The sequence below is a fragment of the Rhodoferax sp. MLSD5-FHT05B10 genome, from assembly GCF_058793415.1.
Map to the genome: position 1 here is coordinate 113,289 of NZ_JBXAFT010000003.1, position 23,079 is coordinate 136,367.

Here is a 23,079-nt window from a genome sequence, read left to right on the forward strand (position 1 = left end):
CCGATATCTTGCCCATGCACACCATCGCACCCCGCAAAGTCATTTTTGATACCGACCCCGGCGTGGACGACGCCATGGCGCTGTATTTCGCGCTGGCCCACCCCGGCATCGAAGTGGTGGGCATCACCACCACCTTTGGCAACGTCTCGGTGGAGCAGGCCGCGGCCAACGCGCTGTACCTGACGGCCATCGCCAACCGGTCCGTACCGGTAACGCAGGGCGTCAGCACCCCCTGGTGCAAGCCGGGGGAGGCGCCACCCGACTACATCCACGGCGCCGACGGCCTGGGCAACCTGCCCTCCCGCGTCGCCACGACCAACCGGCTGGACCCGCGGGCTTCGGCCCAGTTCATCGTGGACATGGCGCGGGCGCAGCCCGGCGCCATCACGCTGGTGGCCGTGGGCCCGCTGGGCAACCTGAGCCTGGCACTCAAACTGGAGCCTGCCCTGCCGCGCCTGCTGCGCGAAGTCATCCTCATGGGTGGCACCATCACCGAGCCGGGCAACGTGTCGCCGGTGGCCGAATCCAACATCTGGAACGACCCGCACGCCGCCGAGCAGGTGTTTGGCGCCGGCTGGCCACTCACCATGGTGGGGCTGGACGTGACCCACCGGGTGGTGACACCGCTCACCCTGTTCCGGCGCATTGCCGAACACCACCGCCACCCGGCAACCGACACCCTGCACCATGCCGTGGGCTTCTATTCCCGCTTCTACAGTGCGCAGCACCCCCGCCTGGCGGCCGACCCCGGTTGCTTTGCCCACGATGTGCTGGCCTTCATCTACCTGGTGAGCCCCGCGCTCTTCACGCGGGAGCGCGGCTGCATCCGCGTGGCCACCGACGGGCTGGCCCAGGGGCAGACCATGCTCAAGCGGCTGGCGCACCTGAACTACCCGCAGCCCGGCTGGGAGGCCCACCGGCCACTGGCCGACGTGTGCATGCAGGTGGACGCCGCCGGCTGTCTGGCGCTGTTTGAACAGACGCTGATGGCGGACTGGCTGACGCGGTAATCGATCGGGGCAGGCGCCTCAGGCAGCCACCCCGAACAGCGCGCCCACCCCGGCCGTCAGCGCCATGGCCATGGCGCCCCAGAAGCAGACCCGCACCGCTGCCGCGGTGACACCGGCGCCGCCCGCGCGGGCCCCAACCGCCCCCAGCAAGGCCAGAAACACCAGCGAACTGCCCGCCACACCCCACATGAGCGCCGCCACCGGCAACAGCCAGACAACCAGCAAAGGCAGGACGGCACCCAGGGCGAACATGGCCGCCGAAGCCAGCGCGGCCTGCACCGGCCGCGCGGCCAGGGCTTCGGTAATGCCCAGTTCGTCGCGCCCGTGGGCGCCCAGGGCGTCGTGCTGCATCAGCTGGGTAGCCACCTGCGTGGCCAACGCCACGTCCAGCCCCCGCTGCACGTAGATGTCCCGCAACTCGGCGTGCTCATGCACGGGATCGGCGGCCAGTTCCTTGCGCTCGCGCTCCAGGTCGGCGTGCTCGGTATCCGCCTGGGAGCTGACCGACACGTACTCGCCCGCCGCCATGGACATGGCCCCGGCCACCAGCCCGGCAACGCCCGCCACCAGAATGCCCGGGCGACCGGTGCCGGAAGCGGCCACGCCCAGAATCAGGCTGGCCGTGGACACAATGCCGTCGTTGGCGCCCAGCACCGCCGCGCGCAGCCAGCCAATGCGGTGGGTCTTGTGTCGTTCGGTATGTCGCATGGTGTGGGTTCTCCGGGTGCGCAGGCAGGACAAAGGGTTCTGTGGCCCCCAGCGTACCCGAAAGCACGCTGCCCGACCCGGTCCTGCACCGTGCTCACCTCCTATATTCACCCAAAGAATATCAACATAGCGAAAATGTAGTTTTCAATCTAAAGCATGCCCTCTACAGTCGGGGCCATGCATGAATTGGCATTTGTTTTTGCGGGGTTTTTTGTGGGCCTGGTGGTCGGCCTCACCGGCGTGGGTGGTGGCTCGCTGATGACGCCCATCCTGATTTTCTTCTTCGGCGTCAAGCCGCACCTGGCCGTGGGTACCGACCTGCTGTTTGCCGCCTTCACCAAAATGGGCGGCACGCTCAAGCTGGCCCGTGCCCGGGTCATCGACTGGCCGGTGGTGCTCAACCTTTCCGCCGGCAGCATTCCGGCCGCGCTGATCACGCTCTACATCCTGCACGTGGTGGGTCCGGCCAGCGCCGCCATGCAAACCGTCATGACCAACACCCTGGGTGGCGCCCTGCTGCTCACGGCTGCCGCCACGCTGTACAAGGTGGTGCGGGGCAAGGCCGCGCCGATCAAACTGGCCCACGGGCAGGAAGCCGTCGCCGCCCGTCCGCGCCACTGGGGCCTGCCCCTGCTGTTCGGGGCGGTCATTGGCACGCTGGTGACGCTGACCTCCGTGGGCGCGGGCGCCATTGGCGTCACGGTGCTGATGATTCTGTACCCCCTGTTGCCCCTACCGCGCATCGTGGCTGCCGACATCGCCTACGCCGTGCCGCTGACCCTGGTGGCCGGCGCCGGGCACGCCTCGCTGGGTTCGGTGGACTGGACCATGCTGCTGAGCCTGCTGGCGGGCTCGCTGCCCGGCATCTGGGTGGGCTCGCACCTGATGGGCAAGACCCCCGAACGCGTCATCCGCTCCCTGCTCTCCTTCCTGCTGGCCTATGCCGGACTCAAGCTTATAGCCCTGTAAACCATGTACCAATACACCGACTTTGACCGCCAGTTCGTAAAAAACCGCGCCGCCCAGTACCGCGACCAGCTCGAGCGCAACCTGGCCGGCACGCTGGGTGACGCCGAGTTCCGCCCGCTGCGCCTGCAAAACGGCTGGTACATCCAGCGTTATGCGCCCATGCTGCGGGTGTCCGTTCCGTACGGCGAGCTGTCGAGCCCACAACTGCGCGTGCTGGCCAAAATCGCCCGCGAGTACGACCAGCCCGCCGCCGAGCTGTTCGAACAGGCACAGCACACCCAGGACCAACTGGGCGCCCTCAAGGCACCCCGCCTCAAGCACGGCTACGGGCACTTCACTACCCGCCTCAACGTGCAGTACAACTGGATTCCATTGACCAAGTCGGCCGACGTGATGGACCTGCTCGCCAGCGCCAACATGCACGGCATCCAGACCAGCGGCAACTGCATCCGCAACATTGCCAGCGACGCACTGGCCGGCATTGCCGTGGACGAAGTGGCCGACCCGCGTCCGTTCTGCGAAATCATCCGTCAGTGGGGCACCCTGCACCCCGAATTTGCCTTCCTGCCACGCAAGTTCAAGATTTCCGTGACCGGCGGCGCAGAAGACCGCGCCGCCATTGCCTGGTACGACGTGGGCCTGCAGCTGGTGCGCTCGGCACAGGGCGAGCTGGGCTTTCGGGTGCGCGTGGGCGGCGGCATGGGTCGCACACCGCTCATCAGCACCGTGGTGCGCGAGTTCCTGCCCTGGAACCAGATCCTGAACTACCTGGAGGCGGTGATTCGCGTCTACAACGGCTACGGCCGGCGCGACAACGTCTGGAAAGCCCGCATCAAGATCCTGGTGAAGGCCGAAGGCCAGCGCTACATCGACCAGGTGGAAGCCGAATACCAGCAGATCCTGGAGCTCGACGGCGCGCCGCACACCATCACCCAGGCCGAGTTCGACCGCGTCAACGCCTGCTTCGTGCCTCCGGTGCTGAACGCCCCGGCCGCCGCGGTGGAACCCATCTCCGCCGCCGAGGAGCCCGAATACGCCCGCTGGCTGGTGCGCAACGTGACGGCGCACCGCAACCCCGCCCTGCGCGCCGTGACCCTGTCATTCAAACGCCTGGGCTATGCGCCTGGCGATGCCACCGACGACCAGTTGGACGCCGCCGCCGACCTGGCCGACCGCTTTTCCGCCAGCGAAGCCCGCGTGACGCACGAGCAGAACCTGCTGCTGCCCTGGGTGCGTGCCGAACAGCTACCCGCCCTGTGGCGCGCGGCCAAAGCACTGGGCCTGGCCCGCGCCAACATCGGCCTGCTGACGGACATGATTTCCTGCCCCGGCGGCGACTTCTGCTCGCTGGCCAACGCACGGTCCATCCCGATTGCCGCCGCCATCACCGAGCGCTACCAGGACATGGACGAGCTGTTTGACCTGGGCGACATCGACCTGCACATCAGCGGCTGCATCAACTCCTGCGGCCACCACCACAGCGGCCACATCGGCATCCTGGGCGTGGACAAGGACGGCCGCGAGTGGTACCAGGTGTCGCTGGGCGGCTCCGACGGCACCAATCTGAGCGGCCCGGCCACGCCCGGCAAGGTGGTGGGCCCCTCGTTTGGCGCCGCCGAAATTCCGGGGGTGGTGGAGGCAATCCTGAACACCTACCGGGCCCAGCGCATCGGCCAGGAATACTTCATCGACACCCTCAAGCGGGTCGGCCACGAGCCCTTCAAGGCCGCGGCCAATGCCGCGCGCGTTCCCGACCTGCCGCCAGGCGAAGACGTGCTGCACAACCCGCCCGGCTATGCCCGCGATACCCAGGAAGCCTGAGCCCCCTCACGGAACTTTTACTATGAAATTGATAGCTACTTCCGCACATTCCACGGTGGCTGACAGCCCAAAAGTCATTGCTTTGGCGAACGATGCCGACCCCCGCGCGCTGGCGCTCGACGGCGTGGAGCGCATCGACCTGAACTTTCCCAAGTTCACCGATGGCCGCGCCTACAGCCAGGCCTTCCTGCTGCGCCGCCGCCTGGGCTTCAAGGGTGAACTGCGCGCCACCGGCGACGTGCTCATCGACCAGCTGGTGCACATGCAGCGCACCGGCTTTGATGCCGCCGTGCTGCGCGAAGACCAGAACCTGGCCTATGCGCAGGCGCAGTTCGAGCGCTTCAGCCGCTTCTACCAGGGCGACGCCGTGACGGTGCCGCCCGCCTTTGCCCAGACGGAGGTCGCATGAGCGCCATTGACCTGCACGCCCGCCCCTCCAGCGACTACGTGATCAAACTGGCGGAAGCCCGTGCCGTCCTGTCCCAGGCGGCAGCACAGTTCGTTGCCCCGGCCGAAGGTGGCGCGTCCGAAGTCACCCAGGCCTCCAGCCTGGGAGCGGAAGACGTGGTCATCAGCCACCTCATCAACAGCATGGAACTGGACATCGGCATCTTCGTGCTGGAAACCGGCCGCCTGCACCAGGAGACGCTGACCCTGCTGGAGCAGTTCAAGGCCAGTTCGCGCGCGCCCGTTACGGTGTACCACCCCGTGCAGGAGTCGGTGGTGCAATTCGTTGCCCGCGAAGGCAAGGACGCCATGTACAAGAGCATCGCCCTGCGCAAGGAGTGCTGCGGCATCCGCAAGATGGAACCCCTGGCGCGTGCGCTGGCGGGCAAGAAGGCCTGGATCACCGGCTTGCGCCGCGAACAGAGCGGCGCCCGCGCCGAGGTGCCGCTGGTCGACACCTCGGAGGCCCGCACCAAGCTCAACCCGCTGGCCAACTGGACCTGGGGCGACGTGTGGCACTACATCCGCGAAAACCAGGTGGCCTACAACCCGCTGCACGACGCCTTCTTTCCCAGCATCGGCTGCGAGCCCTGCACCCGCGCCATCAGCCTGGGTGAGGACTTCCGCTCCGGCCGCTGGTGGTGGGAAGACGAAACCGCCAAGGAATGCGGCCTGCACGTCAAGGCCGCCGACGCCACGGACACCGCCACTGTATCTTCTCTGCTCCCGAATCGAGCCTCCGCATGAACGCCATGACCGAACCTACCCATTTCGAACGCCTCTCCAACCAGCACCTGGATGCGCTGGAAGAGGAAACCATCTTCATCCTGCGCGAAGTCGCCGCCGCCTTCGAGCGCCCGGCCCTGCTGTTCTCCGGCGGCAAGGACTCGCTGGTCATGCTGAAATGCGCCGAAAAAGCCTTTGGCGCCGGCCGCATTCCCTACCCGCTATTGATGATCGACACCGGCCACAACTTCCATGAGGTGACTGATTTCCGCGATTTGCGCGCCAAGGAACTGGGCGCCGAGCTCATAGTGCGCAGCGTGGAAGACTCCATGAAGCGCGGTACCGTGCGCCTGGCGCACCCGGGCGAGAGCCGCAACGTGCACCAGTCGGTCACGCTGCTGGAGGCCATCGAGGAATTCCGCTTTGACGCCTTGATCGGCGGCGCCCGCCGCGACGAGGAAAAGGCCCGCGCCAAGGAACGCATCTTCTCCCACCGCGACAGCTTCGGTCAATGGCAGCCCAAGGCCCAGCGCCCCGAGCTGTGGACGCTGTTCAACACCCGCCTGCAGCCCGGCGAGCACTTCCGCGTCTTCCCCATTTCCAACTGGACCGAGCTGGACGTGTGGCAGTACATCGAACGCGAGCACATTGCCCTGCCCTCGCTCTACTACACGCACAAGCGCGACGTGGTGGAACGCAAGGGCCTGCTGGTGCCGGTGACCGACCTGACACCCGCCAAGCCCGGCGAAACCATCGAGAGCCGCGACGTGCGCTTTCGCACCGTGGGCGACATCACCTGCACCTGCCCGGTGGAGAGCACGGCCGCCAGCGCGGCCGACATCGTGATTGAGACGCTGGCCGCCGACGTATCCGAGCGTGGCGCCACACGCATGGACGACAAAACCTCCGAAGCTTCCATGGAGAAGCGCAAGAAAGACGGGTATTTCTAACATGACAACCGCTACAACTTTCATAGCTACGCACGCACATTCCACGGCGCCTGGCAGCCAAATTGATACCCAATCGGCGCTGCGCTTCATCACCTGCGGCAGCGTGGACGACGGCAAGAGCACGCTGATTGGCCGCCTGCTGGTGGACAGCCGCTCGGTGCTGCAGGACCAGCTGGCCAACGTCTCCAAGAGCGGCGAGGCCGACCTGGCGCTGTTCACCGACGGCCTCTCGGCCGAACGCGAGCAGGGCATCACCATCGACGTGGCCTACCGCTACTTCGCCACCCCCGCGCGCAAGTTCATCATCGGCGACGCGCCCGGCCACGTGCAGTACACCCGCAACATGGTCACTGCGGCCAGCAGTGCCCACGCCGCCGTGGTGCTGGTGGACGCCACCAAGCTCAAATGGCAGGAAGCTGGTCCGCTGGAACTGCTGGCGCAAACCCGCCGCCACGCGCTGCTGGTGAACCTGCTGCGCGTTCCCGGCATCGTGTTTGCCGTCAACAAGCTCGACGCCCTGGGCGACGACGCGGCAGCGGCCTTTGCCAAGATCCGCGAAGCCCTGCTGGCCTTTGCCGGCCACGCCGGCATTGCGGTCACCGCCATCGTGCCGATCTCGGCGCTCAAGGGCAACAACGTGGTGCAGGCCACCCCCGACTGGTGCGGCTACACCGGCCCGAGCCTGCTCGCCCTGCTCGAGCAGCTGCCCGTGACGGCCGCCGAGACCGATGTGCCCTTTGCCTTCCCGGTGCAGTGGGTGGAAAAGTTCTCCTCCTCGTCCGACACCTCGCAGGGCCGTCGCGTGTTCTGGGGCCGCGTGGCCACGGGCAGCGTGCAGCCGGGGCAGACCATCTCCATCCTGCCCAGCGGCCAGACCGCCACCGTGGCGCAGGTGCTCAACCACATCCGCGTGCCGGGTACCGTGGGTGCCGGACACAGCGCCGGCATCGTGCTGGACCGGGAGGTGGACGTCTCGCGCGGCGACTGGCTGCTGGCCTCCAACGACGCGCCCAGCCACTTCGACACCACGCGTGAAATCAAGGCCACGGTCGCCTGGATGGACGACGAACCCCTGGTGGCCGGACGCGTCTACTGGGCACTGCACGGCCACCGCTGGATCAAGGCCAAGGTCAAGCGCATCGTGCACAGCCTGGACATCAACACGCTGGAAGAGCACGATGCCACCCAGATCGAGCCCAACGCCATTGGCCATATCGAGCTGGCCCTGCAGGAACCCATTGCCGCGCTGCCGTACAGCCGCTCGCGGGTCTTGGGTTCGCTGATCCTGGTGGACACGGCCAGCCACAAGACCTCCGGGGCGCTGTTGCTGAACTGATAAAGGGCCGCCCAGGCCCCCAATTCCCTACCCCACGCATCTATATTGGAAGGCGTGGGGCCAAATGCCAATAAAATCAAGGGTGAATTTCCCTATATCGCCCAAGAAACCAAAATGACCCATACCGTCACCGAAGCCTGTATCAAGTGCAAGTACACCGATTGCGTCGACGTCTGCCCCGTGGACTGCTTCCGCGAAGGCCCCAATTTCCTGACCATCGACCCGGACGAGTGCATTGACTGCGCGGTGTGCATTCCCGAATGCCCGGTCAACGCCATCTACGCCGAGGAAGATGTGCCCGCCGACCAGCAGCACATGACGGCCCTCAACGCCGAACTGGCCAAGTTGCCCGGCTGGAAGAGCATCACCAAGCGCAAGGCCGAACTGCCTGAAGCCGAAGAGTGGAAAGACAAGACCGGCAAGCTGCAGTACCTGATCCGCTGAGTCGCGCTAGATGCCGCACGCCCACCCTGCTGCGCAGGTGCATGAAGGCGCCATCGAGACCGATGCCGTCATCGTGGGCGCGGGGCCCATCGGGCTGTTCCAGGTCTTTGAACTCGGCCTGCTGGAAGTCAGGGCCCATGTCATCGACGCGCTGGACCACCCCGGTGGCCAGTGTGTGGAGCTGTACGCTGACAAGCCCATCTACGACATTCCTGCCGTGCCGGTGTGCACCGGACGGGAGCTGACCGAGCGGCTGCTTCAGCAGATTGCCCCCTTTGGCGCCACCTTCCATTACGGGCAGATGGTTTCCACCGTCGAAAAACAGGCCGATGGCCGTTTCTTCGTGGCAACCAACACGGGCACCCGCTTTCTCACCAAGACCCTGTTCATCGCCGCCGGTGTGGGCGCCTTTTTGCCGCGCACCCTCCAGGTGGCGGGACTGGAGGCCTTCGAAGGCCGCCAGCTGGCCTACCGGGTCCGCGACCCGGCCGAATACGCGGACAAAAACCTGGTGATCGTTGGCGACGGCGATGACGCCATCGACTGGGCCCTGCGCTTGTGCACCGCCCATGCCGACGGCCACCCGCACAAGGCCCGCAGCGTCATCCTCATCCACCGGCGCGACAGCTTCACGGCCAACCCCGCCCGGGTGCGCACGATGCGGGCGCTGTGCGAAACCCTGGACATGCAGTTCATGGCCGGCCAGATCACGGATTTTGAAGCCAGCCAGGGCCGCCTCACGGCCCTCAAGGTCACCGGCGCCGACGGCATTACCCGCCAGGTGCCGCTGGACGCGCTACTGGTGCTCCTGGGCCTGTCACCCAAGCTGGGGCCCATTGCCCAGTGGGGGCTGGACATTGCGCGCAAGCAACTCGTGGTGGATACCGAAAAGTTCTCCACCAGCGAGCCCGGCATTTTTGCCGTGGGCGACATCAACGCGTACCCCGGCAAGAAGAAGCTGATCGTCAGTGGTTTTCACGAATGCACGCTGGCGGCCTACGGCGCCATGCCCTTCATTTTTCCCGAGAAGAACGTGCTGCTGCAGTACACCACCACCAGCCCCAAACTGCACAGGGTACTGGGTGTGGCGCCGACCGTTCTGGATTGAAGGTGCAAACTTTTTCAAAAATCCGCGTCCGATGTCAAAAATCCCAAATTTCGACGCTATAATTTGAGGCTTCATTCCTCAATAGCTCAGTTGGTAGAGCGCCGGACTGTTAATCCGTAGGTCCCTGGTTCGAGCCCAGGTTGAGGAGCCAAACAAAGCCGCAAGGCTGCAAAAAACCCCGCTATTTTCTGTAGTGGGGTTTTTTTCTTTTCCGGCAGGGATATCGCACTGCATGAAAGACCTTTACGCAACCCTTGGCGTCAGCAGCGCAGCAACGCTGGCAGACATCAAAAAGGCGTTTCGCCAGCTGGCGTCGCAGCACCATCCGGACCGAAACACCGATGCGAACGCACCCGCGCGCTTTCGCGCCGTGCAGGAGGCCTACGCGGTGCTGTCCGACGCCGACAAGCGCCAGGCCTACGACGACAACCGCCGGCGCAACCTGCTGGACAGCCCGATCGATACGGCACGCGAGATCTGGCAAAACTACTTCAACCGTCTACTGTGAGAGCGTCTGGAATGCACATTTCCCCCTACTTCCGCAACCTGCGCAGCGCCTACTTTGCCGAGCTCGATGACCTGAGCCAGGACTCCGAAGGCCTGTACGTCCTGAACCAGCGCCTGGCACAGCGGCGCAAGGAAATCGAGTTTCTGGTCCACATGCTGGAGCTCAGCCCCGAAATGGTGGCCGTGGTATTCCACAAGGCCTTCCGTTTCACCTCGCTGGCCGCCATGGACCACCTGCTGACCCATGAGGCCGAAGAACTGCCCGAGTGGGACAGCGTGGCCGACACCATCGAACTGGCGCCCTGGGCCCACAGCCTGGTCCAGACCGTGCGCAAGCAGCCCATGGGCGACTGGTTCCTGAGTGTGGCCGCAGCCCTGGAATACCTGTACACCAAACCCGAGCACCCGCAGGCCGCCGCAGCCGATGACGGGGCGTCGGACGACGCGCAGCACGACACGGAACGCGAAGGGCGCGCCCCGTTGGAAGGCGCTGACGATGAAGACGACGAGGACAGCGCCCGCGCCCGCGACGAAGCCGGCGCCGACTGGATGGTCGAACAGGGTTTTGACCGCAAAGACTGACCGCACCGCACTGGAGAACCCATGAGCACGCACCTTGCCCTGATCCAAAAAACCCAAAGCCTCATTGCCGCCGGCGACATCGTGGGCGCAGAGTCGGCGCTGACGGAACTGGCCGATACCGAAGGCGACGGCGCCCTGATGGTGGTGCTGGAGCAGTTGCCCCCCAAGGACGTGCTGGCCGTGATCCGCGAGTACGACAACTCCCGCGAATCCGTCATCAACCTGCTGGTGACGCCGGAGATGTTTGCCCGCGCCGTCGTCATCGAAAAGCAGTACAAAGACCTCACCCGCACCCATCTGCGCGGCATGATGAACTCCGTCATCTTCCGGGAAGACGCCGACCCGGTGGAATTCCTGAACGCCATTGGCGACCTGGAAGGCGGCAGCGAGGCGCTGGCCGACTACTTCTCCGAGAAATGGAGCCGCATCGAGGCTTTTGCCCGCACTGGCACCTTTGACGCAGTGGAAGACGACGGCGAGATGCTGTCCGAATCCGCCCTGCTGGCCAGCGCCTACGTGCCGCCCAAGCTGGAGCTCGACGAGGTCGCCGACCAGGACTGGATGCAGATGGCCTGGCTGCTGCGCTACGAGTGCCCGGATCTGTTCATGGAAATGGTCATGGTGCTGCGCGCCAAGGCCCGCGCCCACGATCTGGGCCTGGATGAAGACGATGACGAGGCGGTGCAAGCAGAGGAAGACGATGGCCGCATCGAAACCGGGGACACCGACCGCGGCAAGGCCACGCCGGCAGCGCGCGACGACGACGAGGAATCCGCCATCTGAACCCGGCGCCCGCACCCGCCTCCCACCTGCACGATGACGATGCCCCACACTGCCCCGCTCCACGCCGTATCGACCTATGACGCGCGCCCCTTCTTTGAGAAGGCGCTGGTCTACGGTGTGCAGCACGGCATCCTCAACCAGGCCCGGCTGGATGCCATCTGCGCCGACGCGCCCAAGGGCATGGTGCAGATTGCGCGCTACTTCGGCAACGAATTCCTGCGCCCGGAACTGGAGAAGGCCCGCGAGCGCATGGTCAACCTGGTGAGCCTGTACCTGGAGAGCAGCACCGCTGGCGACCTGCGCCAGGCCGCCGAGTCGCTGCGCGACCACTCCTTCCTGTCGCGCTCCAAAGGCGGCTCGGACATGCTCAAGGCCCTGATCGCCATGCCCCAAAACAGCCATTTCGGCATGAACGAGCACACTGGCTTCACCGACGCGCACATTCCGCTGCTGGCCAAATGGTCGCTGCGCAGCCTGCCGGAGTACCAGCAGGAGCTGGCCCTGCGCAGCCAGGTGGCGCAGGTGGTGGACGCCGCAGTCTGGCTGGCCGAGCAGATGGGGCTGGACGTGGAGGCACTGGAAGAAGCCGGCAAGGATGCCGAAGCCGTGATCCGCACCGCCCTGCTGGCACGGGCCTGCAAACGCACCGAGATGCCGGACTGGGTGGCCTTTGAGAAGATGGTGGGCGCACTGCGCAAGAAGCACGCGGCCAGCGCCAAGGCAGCGGCATCGCTCCCGGCGTTGACCCTGCCCAAGGACCTGCCGCCGGCGTTCCTGCCGGCCGTGGAGGCCGTGCGCCAGTCTGTGCTGGCCGACCTACCCAGAATGCTGGACGCCGCCGTGCCGGTGCGCAAGCTGTTCGACCAGACACCGGCCTTCATGGGCCGCTATTTCTGGCTGGAAGACGGCCTGAACGCGGTCGACCACTTTGACCGCACCATTTCTGCACAGTGGGACAAGGCCACCAGCGGGCATAGCGACGACGGCTCGCTGCTCACCCTGTTCGTGTGCGTGGCCGCCGGCAGCGCCCCCAAGACCGTGCTGAGCGAAAAATCGGCAGCCACCTTGGTGCGCCGCATCCGCAAAAGCGGCTTCCAGCCGGAGCTGGCACGCCAGTTCATCCTGCACCACGCCCCCGCGCCGCACCAGCACGACTACCTGCAGCTCTGGAACAGCTTCGTAGAAGAGGCGCAACCCACCCTGCTGAGCGACTTCGACTATGCGCTCAAGGACGCCCTGGCACTGCTGCGGCGGGAATGCAGCGTCGGCCCCTGAGCGCCCCCGACGGATCGCCCCGGACGCGGGCCGGTTCGGCGGGTATATTGGCAGGTAGTCCGATCCTTGTGCACCTGTTTGTTATTGTTGTGAACACCATGAACCTGACCCGTCTTTTCTCCTCCCTGGCCCTGGTGGCCCTGCTGCTGGCCGGCTGCTCGCCCCAGGAGTCCGCGACCGGCACCGCCAGCTCCAGCAGCTCCGTCAAGCGGGAGGTGTCGCTGGCTACCGTGGCCGCGCAGGCCAAAGGGTTCACCGCCGGCCCCCTGATGGCTGCCAACCCCGTGTATGTGTTCTTCGACCCCCAATGCCCGCACTGTGGCCGCCTGTGGGAGGCCTCCCTGCCGCTGCAGAAGAAGATCAAGTTTGTCTGGATTCCGGTGGGCATCATCAACCCCAGCAGCTCGGCGCAGGGCGCAGCCCTGTTGTCGGCGGTCAACCCGGTGGAGCGGATGTCCGAACATGAGGCGTCGCTCTTGGCCGGCACGGGCGGCATTTCCGCATCCGCAAGCGTCTCTGCGGACATGGAACAAGCCATCAAGGCCAACACCCAGCTGCTCAACAGCATGGGCGCCGAATCGGTGCCGTTCATCGTGGCCCAGAACCCGGCCAACGGCCAGACCGTGAGCCGCGAGGGCTCCATGAGCACCGCCGCACTGGCCGAGTTTCTGGGTACCACGGTACCCTGACGCCCCTCAGCCCTTGAGGTCGCGCTTGCGGTCCTCGAACTCGGCCTTGTCGATTTCGCCGCGCGCATAGCGCTCGCGCAGGATGGCCAGCGCACGGTCTTCCCCTCCGTGGTGGTAGTGGCGCGGGCCCGTCCAGCGCACCAGCGCCACAACCCCCACGACCAGGAACACCCACCACAGGACGTGCATCAGTCCGAAACCCCAGCCCCAGCCACCGCCGTCCCAGCCCATCATGCCCGGGCCGTACGGTTGGGACCACGCCGGTGCTGAAAGTACGCTCGCAGCCACCCATAACGCAGCACTTTTGGCTTTCATATCCGCCTCCACTGTTCAGCCGAAGGGCCGAAACCTGTGGTGCATGCTGAACCGCTTGTTGCGTCACGTCAAGCCGGGGCCACGTAAAGGTCGTATGGCAACGTCTTGACACATTTCCCCCGTTCAGGGGATGGACAAGACCGACGATCCCTCTAGCATTACGCCAACAAAAACGAGGAGTGTCACCGCATGAAACTCAGTCAGAAACTGCCCTTGGCCTTTGCCCTGGCCCTCAGCCTGATGCTGATGGGAGCCCTGTTCGGCATCTTCAAACTGATGGGCGCGGTCGACACCTACCAGACCGACGTCATGGAAACGGTGCGCTTCAACCGCGCAGTCGGTGCCATCAACCGGCACTTCGCCACCGCCATCCAGGAATGGAAGAACGTGCTGTTGCGCGGCAAGAATCCCGAGCAACTCACCAAATACTGGGCCTCCCATGAAGCAGAGATGCAGCAGGTACTGCGGGGCACGAGCGCCCTGGAAGCGGCCCTGCCGCCCAGCGTGGCCAAGGACGTGGCCCGCAAACTGGGCCCCCAGATGAGCACCGCGGCCGACGGCTACCGGAAGGGACTGGAGGCCTACAAGGCCGCCGACATGGATTTTGCCGCCGGCGACCACGCCGTCAAAGGCATCGACCGGGAAGCAACGAAGACCCTGGAAGAGCTGATGGCCACCCTGGCCCAGGAAGAACAGCAGGAATCACAGGCTGCCAGCGCCACCGGCAAGTTCAGCGGCACCCTCTCACTGGCCGTGTTGCTCGTGGCCACGGTAGCCGTCATGGGTGCCAGTCTGTGGTTCAGCCGCAGCATCACCGGCGGCGTGAACCATGCCGCCGAAGTGGCCGACCAGGTCGCCCAGGGCCATCTGAACGCGTCCATCACTGTCCGCGGCCGCGACGAGATTGGCCAGTTGCTGACCTCCCTGCAGACCATGCAGCACAGCCTGGCCGAAGTGGTCTCGCGCGTGCGCCACGGCTCCGAATCAGTGGCCACGGCCAGCGCGGAAATTGCCCACGGCAACCACGACCTGTCGGCCCGCACCGAAACCCAGGCCAGTGCGCTGCAGCAGACCGCCGCGTCCATGGAACAGCTCGGCGGCAACGTGCGGCAGAACGCCGACAACGCCCAGCAGGCCAACCGGCTGGCACGCGATGCCTCCGAGGTAGCCACCCGTGGCGGCGAGGTGGTCACCCAGGTCATCGACACCATGCGGGGCATCAACGACAGTTCCCGGCGCATCGTCGACATCATCGGTGTGATTGACGGCATTGCCTTCCAGACCAACATCCTGGCGCTCAACGCCGCAGTGGAAGCCGCACGGGCCGGCGAACAGGGTCGCGGCTTTGCCGTGGTGGCATCCGAGGTGCGCAGCCTGGCGAGCCGTTCGGCCGATGCCGCCCGGGAGATCAAGACCCTGATCAACGACAGCGTGGCACGTGTGGAGCAGGGCTCTGCCCTGGTGGACCATGCCGGCACGACCATGGCGGAGGTGGTCGGCGCCATCCACCGGGTCACCCAGATCATGGGCGACATCAGCGCCGCCAGCGCCGAGCAGAGCGCGGGTGTACAGCAGGTGGGCGAAGCCGTGCAGCAGATGGACCACGCCACCCAGCAGAACGCCGCGCTGGTGGAGGAAATCGCTGCCGCTGCGTCCGCCCTGCAGACCCAGGCACGCGAACTGGTTCAGGCTGTCAGCGTGTTCAACCTGGGGCCGGCACCGGGCGGCCAGCCCCTGCTGCTGACGACCTGATCAGCCCACCCACCGGCGGGCGTTGTGCCACAGCTGCATCCACGGGCTGTGGGCGTTGGCGTCCAGTCCGTTCCAGCTCATCTGGATGTTGCGGAACACCCGCTCGGGGTGCGGCATCATGGCCGTGAAGCGGCCGTCCGCCGTGGTCACCGCCGTCAGTCCACCCGGGCTGCCGTTGGGGTTGAACGGATAGGCTTCGGTGGCCGCCCCCGTGTTATCCACGTAGCGCATGGCGGCAATAGCCTTGGCCGCGTTGCCGCGGTACTTGAAGTTGGCAAAACCCTCGCCGTGCGCCACGGCAATGGGCAGGCGCATGCCGGCCAGGTCCTTGAAGAACAGGGATGGCGACTCCAGCACTTCCACCATGGACAGGCGCGCCTCGAAGCGCTCGCTCTGGTTGGTGGTGAAACGCGGCCAGTCCTGCGCCCCGGGGATGATATCGGCCAGCTCGGCAAACATCTGGCAGCCGTTGCACACGCCCAAGCCGAAAGTGTCGGTGCGGCTAAAGAAGGCTTTGAACTGCTCCGCCAGCGCGGCGTTGAAGGTGATGGAGCGTGCCCAGCCAATGCCGGCGCCCAGGGTGTCACCGTAGCTGAAGCCACCGCAGGCCACCACGCCCTTGAAGTCGGCCAGCTTGGCGCGGCCGCTTTGCAGGTCGGTCATGTGCACGTCGAAGGCCTCAAAGCCCGCTTCGGTGAAGGCGTAGGCCATTTCCACATGGGAGTTGACGCCCTGCTCGCGCAGCACGGCCACCTTGGGGCGGGCCGTCAGCACCGCAGGCGCTCCTTTTTTGGTAGCTGCCTGCGCAGATTCCACGCAGCTTAGAGCCGCATCTGGCACATAAACATGGAGCCCCGGGTCGCCCGCAGCGCCCGCGGCGGCATGCTCGGCGTCGGCGCAGGCGGGGTTGTCGCGCTGCTGGCAGATCTTCCAGCTCACGCTGTCCCAGACCTGGTGCAGGTCGGACAGCGAGGCCTTGAAGATGGACTTGGCGTCGCGCCAGATCTGCAGTTCGCCCTTGCCGGCGTCGATCTTGGAGGACTCGGGCCGCGTCTTGCCGATGTAGTGGCTGTGCTGGGACAGGCCATGCGCGCGCAGCACCTGCATCACGTCGCCACGCTCCATGGTGCGCACCTGCAGCACCACGCCCAGCTCTTCGCTGAACAGGGCCTTGAGCGTGAGTTCGTCGCGCCGGCCGCTGATCTGGCCGGCCCAATTCTTGGCATCGCCCGCGTCCATGCGGCTGTCGGAAATGCCATCGCCCTCGGTGACCAGCATGTCCACGTTCAGCGCCACTCCGACGCGGCCGGCAAAGGCCATCTCGGCCACGGTGGCCAGCAGGCCGCCGTCGCTGCGGTCGTGGTAGGCCAGGATCATGCCCTTGGCACGCAGGTAGTTCACCGCCGCAACCAAGTTGACCAGGTCTTCGGCGGCGTCCAGATCGGGCACCGCGTCGCCCACCTGGTCCAGCGTCTGCGCCAGGATGCTGGTGGCCATGCGGTTCTGGCCATGGCCCAGGTCGACCAGCACCAGGGTGGTGTCTTCCGTGGCGTTGAGTTGCGGCGTCAGGGTGCCGCGCACGTCGGCCAGCGTGGCGAAAGCGCTGACGATCAGGGATACGGGAGAGGTGACCTTCTTGTCGCCCTGCGCGTCCTGCCACTGGGTGCGCATGGACAGCGAATCCTTGCCGACCGGGATGGAAATGCCCAGCGCCGGGCACAGCTCCAGACCCACGGCCTTGACGGTGGCGTAGAGCGCGGCGTCTTCGCCGGGTTCGCCGCAGGCGGCCATCCAGTTGGCGGAGAGCTTCACGCGGCTCAGCTCCATGGGGGCGGCCAGCAGGTTGGTGATGGCCTCGGCCACCGCCATGCGGCCGGATGCGGGCGCGTCCAGCGCGGCCAGCGGCGTGCGCTCGCCCATGGCCATGGCCTCGCCGGCAAAGCCCTTGAAGTCGGCCAGGGTCACGGCGCAGTCGGCCACCGGTACCTGCCAAGGGCCCACCATCTGGTCGCGGTGCGTCAGCCCGCCCACGGCGCGGTCGCCAATGGTGATGAGAAAACGCTTGGAGGCGACGGTGGGATGGGCCAGCACGTCGATCACGGCTTTTTGCAGCTCCACGCCGGTCAGGTCCAAGGGCTTGAACGTGCGCGTCACGGTCTTGACGTCGCGGTGCATCTTGGGCGGCTTGCCCAGCAGCACGTTCATGGGCATGTCGACAGGACTTTCCTTGCCCTCGTCCACCAGTTGCAACTGGCGCTCCTCGGTGGCGACGCCAATCACGGCAAAAGGGCAGCGCTCGCGCTCGCACAGAGCCTGGAACTGCGCCAGCGACTCCGGTGCGATGGCCAGCACGTAGCGCTCCTGGCTCTCGTTGCACCAGATTTCCTTGGGCGCCATGCCGGACTCTTCCAGCTTGACGGCGCGCAGATCAAAGCGGGCGCCGCGGCCAGCGTCGTTGGTCAGCTCGGGGAAGGCGTTGCTCAAGCCGCCGGCACCCACGTCGTGGATTGCCAGGATGGGGTTCTTGTCGCCCTGCACCCAGCACTGGTTGATGACCTCCTGCGCGCGACGCTCGATTTCGGGGTTGCCGCGCTGCACCGAGTCAAAGTCCAGGTGGGCCGCGTTGGCGCCCGTGGCCATGGAGCTGGCCGCACTGCCGCCCATGCCGATGCGCATGCCGGGGCCGCCGAGCTGGATCAGCAGGCTGCCGGCGGGGAACTCGATCTTGTGGGTTTGCGTGGAATCGATGACGCCCAGACCGCCGGCGATCATGATGGGCTTGTGGTAGCCGCGCTGCACGGTGTCCACGTTGCTGGCCACGCTCTGCTCGTACTCGCGGAAATAGCCCAGCAGGTTGGGCCGGCCGAATTCGTTGTTGAAGGCCGCGCCGCCCAGCGGGCCTTCGATCATGATCTGCAGCGGGCTGGCAATGTGCTCGGGCTTGCCGAAATCACTGCCCCACAGCTTGGAAACCGTGAAACCGGTCAGGCCGGCCTTGGGTTTGGAGCCACGGCCAGTGGCCCCTTCGTCGCGGATCTCGCCGCCGGCCCCGGTGGACGCACCGGGGAAGGGGGATATGGCGGTAGGGTGGTTGTGGGTTTCCACCTTCATCAGGATGTGGTTGATCTTGCTATGTTTTTCATAGCTAGGCGCGCAGATTCCACCTTGATCATGGGCCGATGTGGCCACAAAACGCTCGACCTGCACGCCTTCCATGACGGAGGCGTTGTCCGAATACGCCACCAGCATGTGCTGCGGATGGGTCTGGTGCGTGTGGCGGATCATGCCGAACATACTCTGGTCCTGCGCCACGCCGTCGATGGTGAACTGGGCGTTGAAGATCTTGTGGCGGCAGTGCTCGCTGTTGGCCTGGGCAAACATCATCAGCTCCACATCCGTGGGGTTGCGCTGGAGCTGGGTGAAAGCGTTGACCAGGTAGTCGATCTCGTCGGCCGCCAGGGCCAGGCCCCAATCGCGATTGGCGCTTTCCAGGGCCGCCTTGCCGCCGCCCAGCACATCCACATGGTTCATGGGCGCAGCCTGCAGGGCGCTGAACAGGCCCAGGGCCTGGGCGCGTTCCAGCATGGCGCTCTCGGTCATGCGGTCGTGCAGCATGGCAGCGATGCACTCAAGCTGCTCCGCGGAGAGCGCCGCCTTGGCCAGCAGGCCGCTCTTGAGGGTCAGCCGGTATTCCACCAGCCGCTCGATGCGTTTGACGGCGAAACCGCAGTTGTGGGCGATGTCGGTGGCCTTGGACGCCCAGGGCGACACGGTGCCCAGGCGGGGTGACACCACGATCAGCGGGCCCTCCACCGGGCCAGCATACGGGTCACCATAGGTCAGCAGGGCTGCCAACTGGGCGGTCAGGGCGGCGTCGGGCGCGCCATCGGACGCCACCAGGTGCACAAAACGCGCCGAAATACCGGTGATCTTGTCGTGAATGGCCGTCAGGCCTGGCAGAAGTTGCTGGACGCGAAAGCTGCTCAGGGCGTTGCTGCCCTCGAATTGGGTGATGTGCAGGGTCACTGTGGTGGCCTTGAAAATGGGCGGATGGCGTTGAGGAAACAGTCACGCAACAAGCGCTGACTGGGCCTGCATGCGAAGACTGCTGATTTTACCCGCCGGACCCGCCCGTTTGCCGGGCACCGGCGCAAAAGCGCCGGCACCAGCAGGAAAGCATCCCCTCGGGGATAATTGGGGCATGACAATTACCTACAAAGACGCCCAGGGCATCGAAGGCATGCGCCTGGCCGGCCGGCTGACGGCGGAAGTGCTGGATTACCTGACCCCCTTCGTCAAGCCCGGTGTGACCACCAACGAAATCGACAAGCTGGCCCACGACTACATCACCCAGGTGCAGCACGCCATTCCCGCGCCGCTGAACTACATGGGCGGCGGCAGCACGCCCTACCCCAAGTCGGTCTGCACCTCGATCAACCACCAGGTCTGCCACGGCATTCCCAACGACAAGCCGCTCAAGAAAGGCGACATCGTCAACGTGGACGTCACCGTCATCAAGGACGGCTGGCATGGCGACTCCAGCCGCATGTTCATGGTGGGCGATGTCTCTATTGCCGCCAAGCGCCTGTGCACCATCACCTACGAGGCCATGTGGCACGGCATCATGCTGGTCAAGCCCGGCATCCACCTGGGCGACATCGGCCACGCGATCCAGAAATTCACCGAGGCCCACGGTTTCAGCGTGGTGCGCGAGTTCTGCGGCCACGGCATCGGCCAGGGCTTCCATGAGGAGCCCCAGGTGCTGCACTACGGCCGCCCGGGTACGCTGGAACGGCTGGAAGCGGGCATGACCTTCACCATCGAGCCCATGATCAACGCCGGCGGCAAGGACATCAAGGAAGGCCCCGAGAAAGACGGCTGGAGCATCGTCACCAAGGACCGCTCGCTGTCGGCCCAGTGGGAGCACACCATTCTGGTCACCCCGACCGGTTACGAAGTGCTGACCCTCTCCGCCGGCAGCCCGCCCATCCCGGCGTTTGTCCCGGCGCAGCCCGCCGCCTGACCCCACGGCACGGCGGCACGCAACGTCCCATGGCTGACCTGCAGGCGCTGCGCGCCGACTACCGTGCCCAGAAAACCCTGCTGCTGCAGGCGATTGGCGCGCGCGGCGCCAGCGCGCGGGACGTGCGCAAGGCCCTGCACCGCCTGTCGCAGCTGGCCGATGGCCTTCTCATCCAGTTGTGGGAGCACGCCGGCCTGCAGTCGCCCCAGGCCCTGCTGGCCGTCGGCGGCTACGGGCGCGGCGAGCTGTTTCCCCACTCCGACGTGGACGTGCTGCTGCTGCTGCCGGATGGCGCTGCCCCCGAAGAAGACGCCGCGCTGAAAGGCCGGATTGAGGCCTTCATCGGCAGCTGCTGGGATTCCGGGCTGGAGATCGGCTCCAGCGTGCGCACCCTGAGCAACTGCCTGGCCGAAGCCGAAAAAGACGTGACCGTGCAAACCGCCTTGCTGGAATGCCGCCTCGTGACCGGCAACGCCGCGCTGGTGGCGCAGTTCCAGAAGGCCTTCTTTGCGGCCCTGGACCCCCAGGCCTTCTTCGTCGCCAAGACGCTGGAAATGCACCAGCGCCACACCAAGTACGAAAACACGCCCTACGCGCTGGAACCCAATTGCAAGGAGTCGCCCGGGGGGCTGCGCGACCTGCAGGTCGTCCTGTGGGTGGCCAAGGCGGCGGGCTACGGCACCAACTGGAACGCCCTGGCCACCAGCGGCCTGGCCACGCCGTTTGAAGTGCGGCAGATCCAGCGCAACGAGTCCTTGCTGCTGCTCATCCGCGCCCGCCTGCACCTGATCGCCGGCCGCCGCGAAGACCGCCTGGTCTTCGACATGCAAAACGCCGTGGCCGAATCATTTGGCTACGCCTCCTCGGCCCAGGGCACGAACCGGAAATCGTTCATACGCGCCAGCGAAACGCTGATGAAGCGCTACTACTGGGCGGCCAAGGCCGTCGCCCAGCTCAACCAGATCCTGCTGCTCAACATCGAGGAACGGCTCAACCCCTCCACCCACGCGCCGCAGCGCATCAACGCCCATTTCAACGACAAGGCCGGCATGCTCGACGTGGTCAGCGACGACCTCTACGTGCGCGAGCCGCACGCCATTCTGGAAACCTTCCTGGTCTACCAACAGACCGTCGGCATCAAGGGCCTGTCGGCGCGCACCCTGCGCGCCCTGTACAACACGCGCGACCTGATGGGCGCGCGCTTTCGCAGCGACCCGGTGAACCGCGAGACATTCCGCCAGATCCTCATGCAGCCCCAGGGCATCACGCACGCCATGCGGCTGATGAACCAGACCTCGATCCTGGGCCGCTACCTGTGGGTATTCCGCAAGATCGTGGGGCAGATGCAGCACGACCTGTTCCATGTGTACACGGTGGACCAGCACATCCTGATGGTGCTGCGCAACGTGCGCCGTTTTTTCATCGTGGAGCACGCGCACGAATACCCTTTTTGTTCGCAGCTGGCCGCCGGCTGGGACAAGCCCTGGCTGCTGTACGTGGCCGCCCTGTTCCACGACATTGCCAAAGGCCGCGGCGGCGACCACTCGGAGCTGGGCGCGGCAGAGGTGCGGCGCTTCTGCAAACAGCACGGATTTGCCCGCGAAGACGCACAGCTGATCGAGTTTGCGGTGCGCGAGCACCTGGCCATGAGCCAGATCGCGCAGAAGTCCGACCTGAGCGACCCCCAGGTGATTGCCGACTTTGCCAAGCGGGTCGGCAACGAGCGCCAGCTCACCGCGCTGTACCTGCTCACCGTGGCCGACATCCGCGGCACCTCGCCCAAGGTATGGAATGCCTGGAAGGGCAAGCTGCTGGAAGACCTGTACCGCTACACCGCGCGGGCGCTGGGCGGGCGCGCCCCCGATCCCGACGCCGAGGTGGAGGCCCGCAAGCGCGAGGCCCTGATCCTGGTGGCCATGCACTCCCTGCCCTTTGAAGCCCACAAACACCTGTGGGATGCACTGGACGTGGGGTATTTCATGCGCCACGACGCCGGCGACATCGCCTGGCACACCCGCCAGCTGTCGCGCCTGGTGGACTCAAAACAGGCCATCGTGCGGGCGCGCCGCTCGCCCGCCGGCGAGGGCCTGCAGGTGCTGGTCTACGCCCCCGACCAGCCGGACCTGTTTGCCCGCATCTGTGGCTACTTCGACCAGGGCGGCTTCAGCATCCTGGACGCGCGCATCCACACCGCCAAGAACGGGCACGCGCTGGACACCTTCCAGATCACCACCTCGGCTCCGCCGGAGGAGTACCGAGAAGTCAGCAGCCTGCTGGAAAGCGGCCTGTCCAAGGCCATTGCCGACGCCGGCCCCCTGCCCGCGCCCAGCCGGGGTCGCGTGTCGCGGCGGGTGAAGAGTTTTCCGGTGACCCCGCGTGTGACCCTGAGCCCGGACGAAAAGGCACAACGCTGGTTGCTGAACATTTCAGCCAGCGACCGCATGGGCCTGCTCTACAGCGTAGCCCGGGTGCTGGCCAAACACCGTATCAACCTGCAGCTGGCCAAGGTGGCCACGCTAGGCGAACGGGTGGAAGACACGTTCCTGATCGACGGCCCCGAACTGCAGCACAACAAGGCACAGATCGAGATCGAGACCGAGCTGCTGCAGGCGCTGTCGGCTTGAGCACGCGGCG

Annotated in this window: 20 protein-coding genes and 1 tRNA gene; 18 read left to right on the forward strand and 3 right to left on the reverse strand. The window is 65.9% G+C overall.

Annotated elements, in window-relative coordinates; genetic code table 11:
- Positions 1-14 precede the first annotated feature (14 nt).
- Entirely contained in the window at positions 15-1,010 is a 996-nt protein-coding gene (locus AC1Q5W_RS05715) for a nucleoside hydrolase (RefSeq protein ID WP_492643177.1), read from the forward strand.
- Positions 1,011-1,028: 18 nt separating this feature from the next.
- Here the strand turns inward: AC1Q5W_RS05715 and AC1Q5W_RS05720 are convergent, their stop codons facing one another.
- The gene (locus tag AC1Q5W_RS05720; protein WP_492643178.1) at positions 1,029-1,718 is read right to left on the reverse strand and encodes a VIT1/CCC1 transporter family protein; all 690 of its coding nucleotides are present in this window, start codon (positions 1,716-1,718) and stop codon (positions 1,029-1,031) included.
- A gap of 177 nt (positions 1,719-1,895) precedes the next feature.
- On the opposite strand from AC1Q5W_RS05720, the gene AC1Q5W_RS05725 reads away from it, so the two are divergent.
- From AC1Q5W_RS05725 to AC1Q5W_RS05790, 14 genes are all read left to right on the forward strand, one after another.
- On the forward strand, positions 1,896-2,687 hold the full coding sequence (locus AC1Q5W_RS05725) for a sulfite exporter TauE/SafE family protein (protein WP_492643179.1): 792 nt from the start codon (positions 1,896-1,898) through the stop codon (positions 2,685-2,687).
- 3 nt (positions 2,688-2,690) lie between these two features.
- The gene (locus AC1Q5W_RS05730) at positions 2,691-4,508 is read left to right on the forward strand and encodes a nitrite/sulfite reductase (protein WP_492643180.1); all 1,818 of its coding nucleotides are present in this window, start codon (positions 2,691-2,693) and stop codon (positions 4,506-4,508) included.
- Positions 4,509-4,530: 22 nt separating this feature from the next.
- The gene (locus AC1Q5W_RS05735; RefSeq protein ID WP_492643181.1) at positions 4,531-4,917 is read left to right on the forward strand and encodes a DUF934 domain-containing protein; all 387 of its coding nucleotides are present in this window, start codon (positions 4,531-4,533) and stop codon (positions 4,915-4,917) included.
- The gene (locus AC1Q5W_RS05740) at positions 4,914-5,702 is read left to right on the forward strand and encodes a phosphoadenylyl-sulfate reductase (protein ID WP_492643182.1); all 789 of its coding nucleotides are present in this window, start codon (positions 4,914-4,916) and stop codon (positions 5,700-5,702) included. The genes AC1Q5W_RS05735 and AC1Q5W_RS05740 overlap by 4 nt, the downstream gene beginning before the upstream one ends.
- Positions 5,699-6,631 (forward strand): sulfate adenylyltransferase subunit CysD, encoded by a 933-nt coding sequence (gene cysD, locus AC1Q5W_RS05745; RefSeq protein ID WP_492643183.1) that lies wholly within the window; start codon positions 5,699-5,701, stop codon positions 6,629-6,631. The genes AC1Q5W_RS05740 and cysD overlap by 4 nt, the downstream gene beginning before the upstream one ends.
- Position 6,632: 1 nt before the next feature.
- Positions 6,633-7,967 (forward strand): sulfate adenylyltransferase subunit 1, encoded by a 1,335-nt coding sequence (locus AC1Q5W_RS05750; protein WP_492643184.1) that lies wholly within the window; start codon positions 6,633-6,635, stop codon positions 7,965-7,967.
- Between the two features lie 114 nt (positions 7,968-8,081).
- Positions 8,082-8,411: a ferredoxin FdxA gene (gene fdxA / locus AC1Q5W_RS05755; RefSeq protein WP_492643185.1), complete on the forward strand. Its 330-nt coding sequence runs from the start codon at positions 8,082-8,084 to the stop codon at positions 8,409-8,411.
- Between the two features lie 10 nt (positions 8,412-8,421).
- Positions 8,422-9,519, forward strand: a complete 1,098-nt coding sequence (locus tag AC1Q5W_RS05760) for an NAD(P)/FAD-dependent oxidoreductase (protein ID WP_492643186.1) — start codon at positions 8,422-8,424, stop codon at positions 9,517-9,519.
- A gap of 75 nt (positions 9,520-9,594) precedes the next feature.
- Positions 9,595-9,670: transfer RNA gene (locus tag AC1Q5W_RS05765), tRNA-Asn, on the forward strand.
- Positions 9,671-9,751: 81 nt separating this feature from the next.
- Entirely contained in the window at positions 9,752-10,027 is a 276-nt protein-coding gene (locus AC1Q5W_RS05770; protein WP_492643187.1) for a DnaJ domain-containing protein, read from the forward strand.
- 11 nt (positions 10,028-10,038) lie between these two features.
- A complete protein-coding gene (locus tag AC1Q5W_RS05775) occupies positions 10,039-10,608 on the forward strand; it encodes a hypothetical protein (protein ID WP_492643188.1) in 570 nt (189 codons plus the stop codon).
- A 21-nt stretch (positions 10,609-10,629) separates the two neighbouring features.
- Entirely contained in the window at positions 10,630-11,391 is a 762-nt protein-coding gene (locus AC1Q5W_RS05780) for a hypothetical protein (RefSeq protein ID WP_492643189.1), read from the forward strand.
- Between the two features lie 33 nt (positions 11,392-11,424).
- Complete coding sequence (locus AC1Q5W_RS05785; RefSeq protein ID WP_492643190.1) at positions 11,425-12,666, forward strand: hypothetical protein; 1,242 nt, start codon at positions 11,425-11,427, stop codon at positions 12,664-12,666.
- Between the two features lie 98 nt (positions 12,667-12,764).
- Positions 12,765-13,355: a DsbC family protein gene (locus AC1Q5W_RS05790; protein WP_492643191.1), complete on the forward strand. Its 591-nt coding sequence runs from the start codon at positions 12,765-12,767 to the stop codon at positions 13,353-13,355.
- 6 nt (positions 13,356-13,361) lie between these two features.
- Here AC1Q5W_RS05790 and AC1Q5W_RS05795 read toward each other — a convergent pair whose 3' ends face one another.
- Complete coding sequence (locus AC1Q5W_RS05795; protein ID WP_492643192.1) at positions 13,362-13,670, reverse strand: SHOCT domain-containing protein; 309 nt, start codon at positions 13,668-13,670, stop codon at positions 13,362-13,364.
- A gap of 189 nt (positions 13,671-13,859) precedes the next feature.
- On the opposite strand from AC1Q5W_RS05795, the gene AC1Q5W_RS05800 reads away from it, so the two are divergent.
- A complete protein-coding gene (locus AC1Q5W_RS05800; protein WP_492643193.1) occupies positions 13,860-15,422 on the forward strand; it encodes a methyl-accepting chemotaxis protein in 1,563 nt (520 codons plus the stop codon).
- On the opposite strand, the gene purL is transcribed toward AC1Q5W_RS05800, so the two are convergent.
- The gene (gene purL / locus AC1Q5W_RS05805) at positions 15,423-19,448 is read right to left on the reverse strand and encodes a phosphoribosylformylglycinamidine synthase (protein WP_492643194.1); all 4,026 of its coding nucleotides are present in this window, start codon (positions 19,446-19,448) and stop codon (positions 15,423-15,425) included.
- A 175-nt stretch (positions 19,449-19,623) separates the two neighbouring features.
- Between purL and map the strand changes: the two genes are divergently transcribed.
- Together map and AC1Q5W_RS05815 are read left to right on the forward strand one after the other, a co-directional pair.
- Entirely contained in the window at positions 19,624-20,445 is an 822-nt protein-coding gene (gene map / locus AC1Q5W_RS05810) for a type I methionyl aminopeptidase (RefSeq protein ID WP_492643195.1), read from the forward strand.
- 29 nt (positions 20,446-20,474) lie between these two features.
- Entirely contained in the window at positions 20,475-23,069 is a 2,595-nt protein-coding gene (locus AC1Q5W_RS05815) for a [protein-PII] uridylyltransferase (protein ID WP_492643196.1), read from the forward strand.
- Positions 23,070-23,079 lie beyond the last annotated feature (10 nt).

Excerpts from the sequence above, each read along its gene's own strand:
- AC1Q5W_RS05785 (WP_492643190.1), top strand. The coding sequence starts at position 11,425 with ATGACGATGCCCCACACTGCCCCGCTCCACGCCGTATCGACCTATGAC.
- map (WP_492643195.1), top strand. The coding sequence starts at position 19,624 with ATGACAATTACCTACAAAGACGCCCAGGGCATCGAAGGCATGCGCCTG.
- AC1Q5W_RS05795 (WP_492643192.1), bottom strand. The coding sequence starts at position 13,670 with ATGAAAGCCAAAAGTGCTGCGTTATGGGTGGCTGCGAGCGTACTTTCA.
- AC1Q5W_RS05800 (WP_492643193.1), top strand. The coding sequence starts at position 13,860 with ATGAAACTCAGTCAGAAACTGCCCTTGGCCTTTGCCCTGGCCCTCAGC.
- AC1Q5W_RS05750 (WP_492643184.1), top strand. The coding sequence starts at position 6,633 with ATGACAACCGCTACAACTTTCATAGCTACGCACGCACATTCCACGGCG.
- AC1Q5W_RS05790 (WP_492643191.1), top strand. The coding sequence starts at position 12,765 with ATGAACCTGACCCGTCTTTTCTCCTCCCTGGCCCTGGTGGCCCTGCTG.
- fdxA (WP_492643185.1), top strand. The coding sequence starts at position 8,082 with ATGACCCATACCGTCACCGAAGCCTGTATCAAGTGCAAGTACACCGAT.
- AC1Q5W_RS05815 (WP_492643196.1), top strand. The coding sequence starts at position 20,475 with ATGGCTGACCTGCAGGCGCTGCGCGCCGACTACCGTGCCCAGAAAACC.
- cysD (WP_492643183.1), top strand. The coding sequence starts at position 5,699 with ATGAACGCCATGACCGAACCTACCCATTTCGAACGCCTCTCCAACCAG.
- AC1Q5W_RS05780 (WP_492643189.1), top strand. The coding sequence starts at position 10,630 with ATGAGCACGCACCTTGCCCTGATCCAAAAAACCCAAAGCCTCATTGCC.
- AC1Q5W_RS05715 (WP_492643177.1), top strand. The coding sequence starts at position 15 with ATGCACACCATCGCACCCCGCAAAGTCATTTTTGATACCGACCCCGGC.
- AC1Q5W_RS05770 (WP_492643187.1), top strand. The coding sequence starts at position 9,752 with ATGAAAGACCTTTACGCAACCCTTGGCGTCAGCAGCGCAGCAACGCTG.
- AC1Q5W_RS05730 (WP_492643180.1), top strand. The coding sequence starts at position 2,691 with ATGTACCAATACACCGACTTTGACCGCCAGTTCGTAAAAAACCGCGCC.
- AC1Q5W_RS05725 (WP_492643179.1), top strand. The coding sequence starts at position 1,896 with ATGCATGAATTGGCATTTGTTTTTGCGGGGTTTTTTGTGGGCCTGGTG.
- AC1Q5W_RS05760 (WP_492643186.1), top strand. The coding sequence starts at position 8,422 with ATGCCGCACGCCCACCCTGCTGCGCAGGTGCATGAAGGCGCCATCGAG.
- AC1Q5W_RS05720 (WP_492643178.1), bottom strand. The coding sequence starts at position 1,718 with ATGCGACATACCGAACGACACAAGACCCACCGCATTGGCTGGCTGCGC.
- AC1Q5W_RS05740 (WP_492643182.1), top strand. The coding sequence starts at position 4,914 with ATGAGCGCCATTGACCTGCACGCCCGCCCCTCCAGCGACTACGTGATC.
- AC1Q5W_RS05735 (WP_492643181.1), top strand. The coding sequence starts at position 4,531 with ATGAAATTGATAGCTACTTCCGCACATTCCACGGTGGCTGACAGCCCA.
- AC1Q5W_RS05775 (WP_492643188.1), top strand. The coding sequence starts at position 10,039 with ATGCACATTTCCCCCTACTTCCGCAACCTGCGCAGCGCCTACTTTGCC.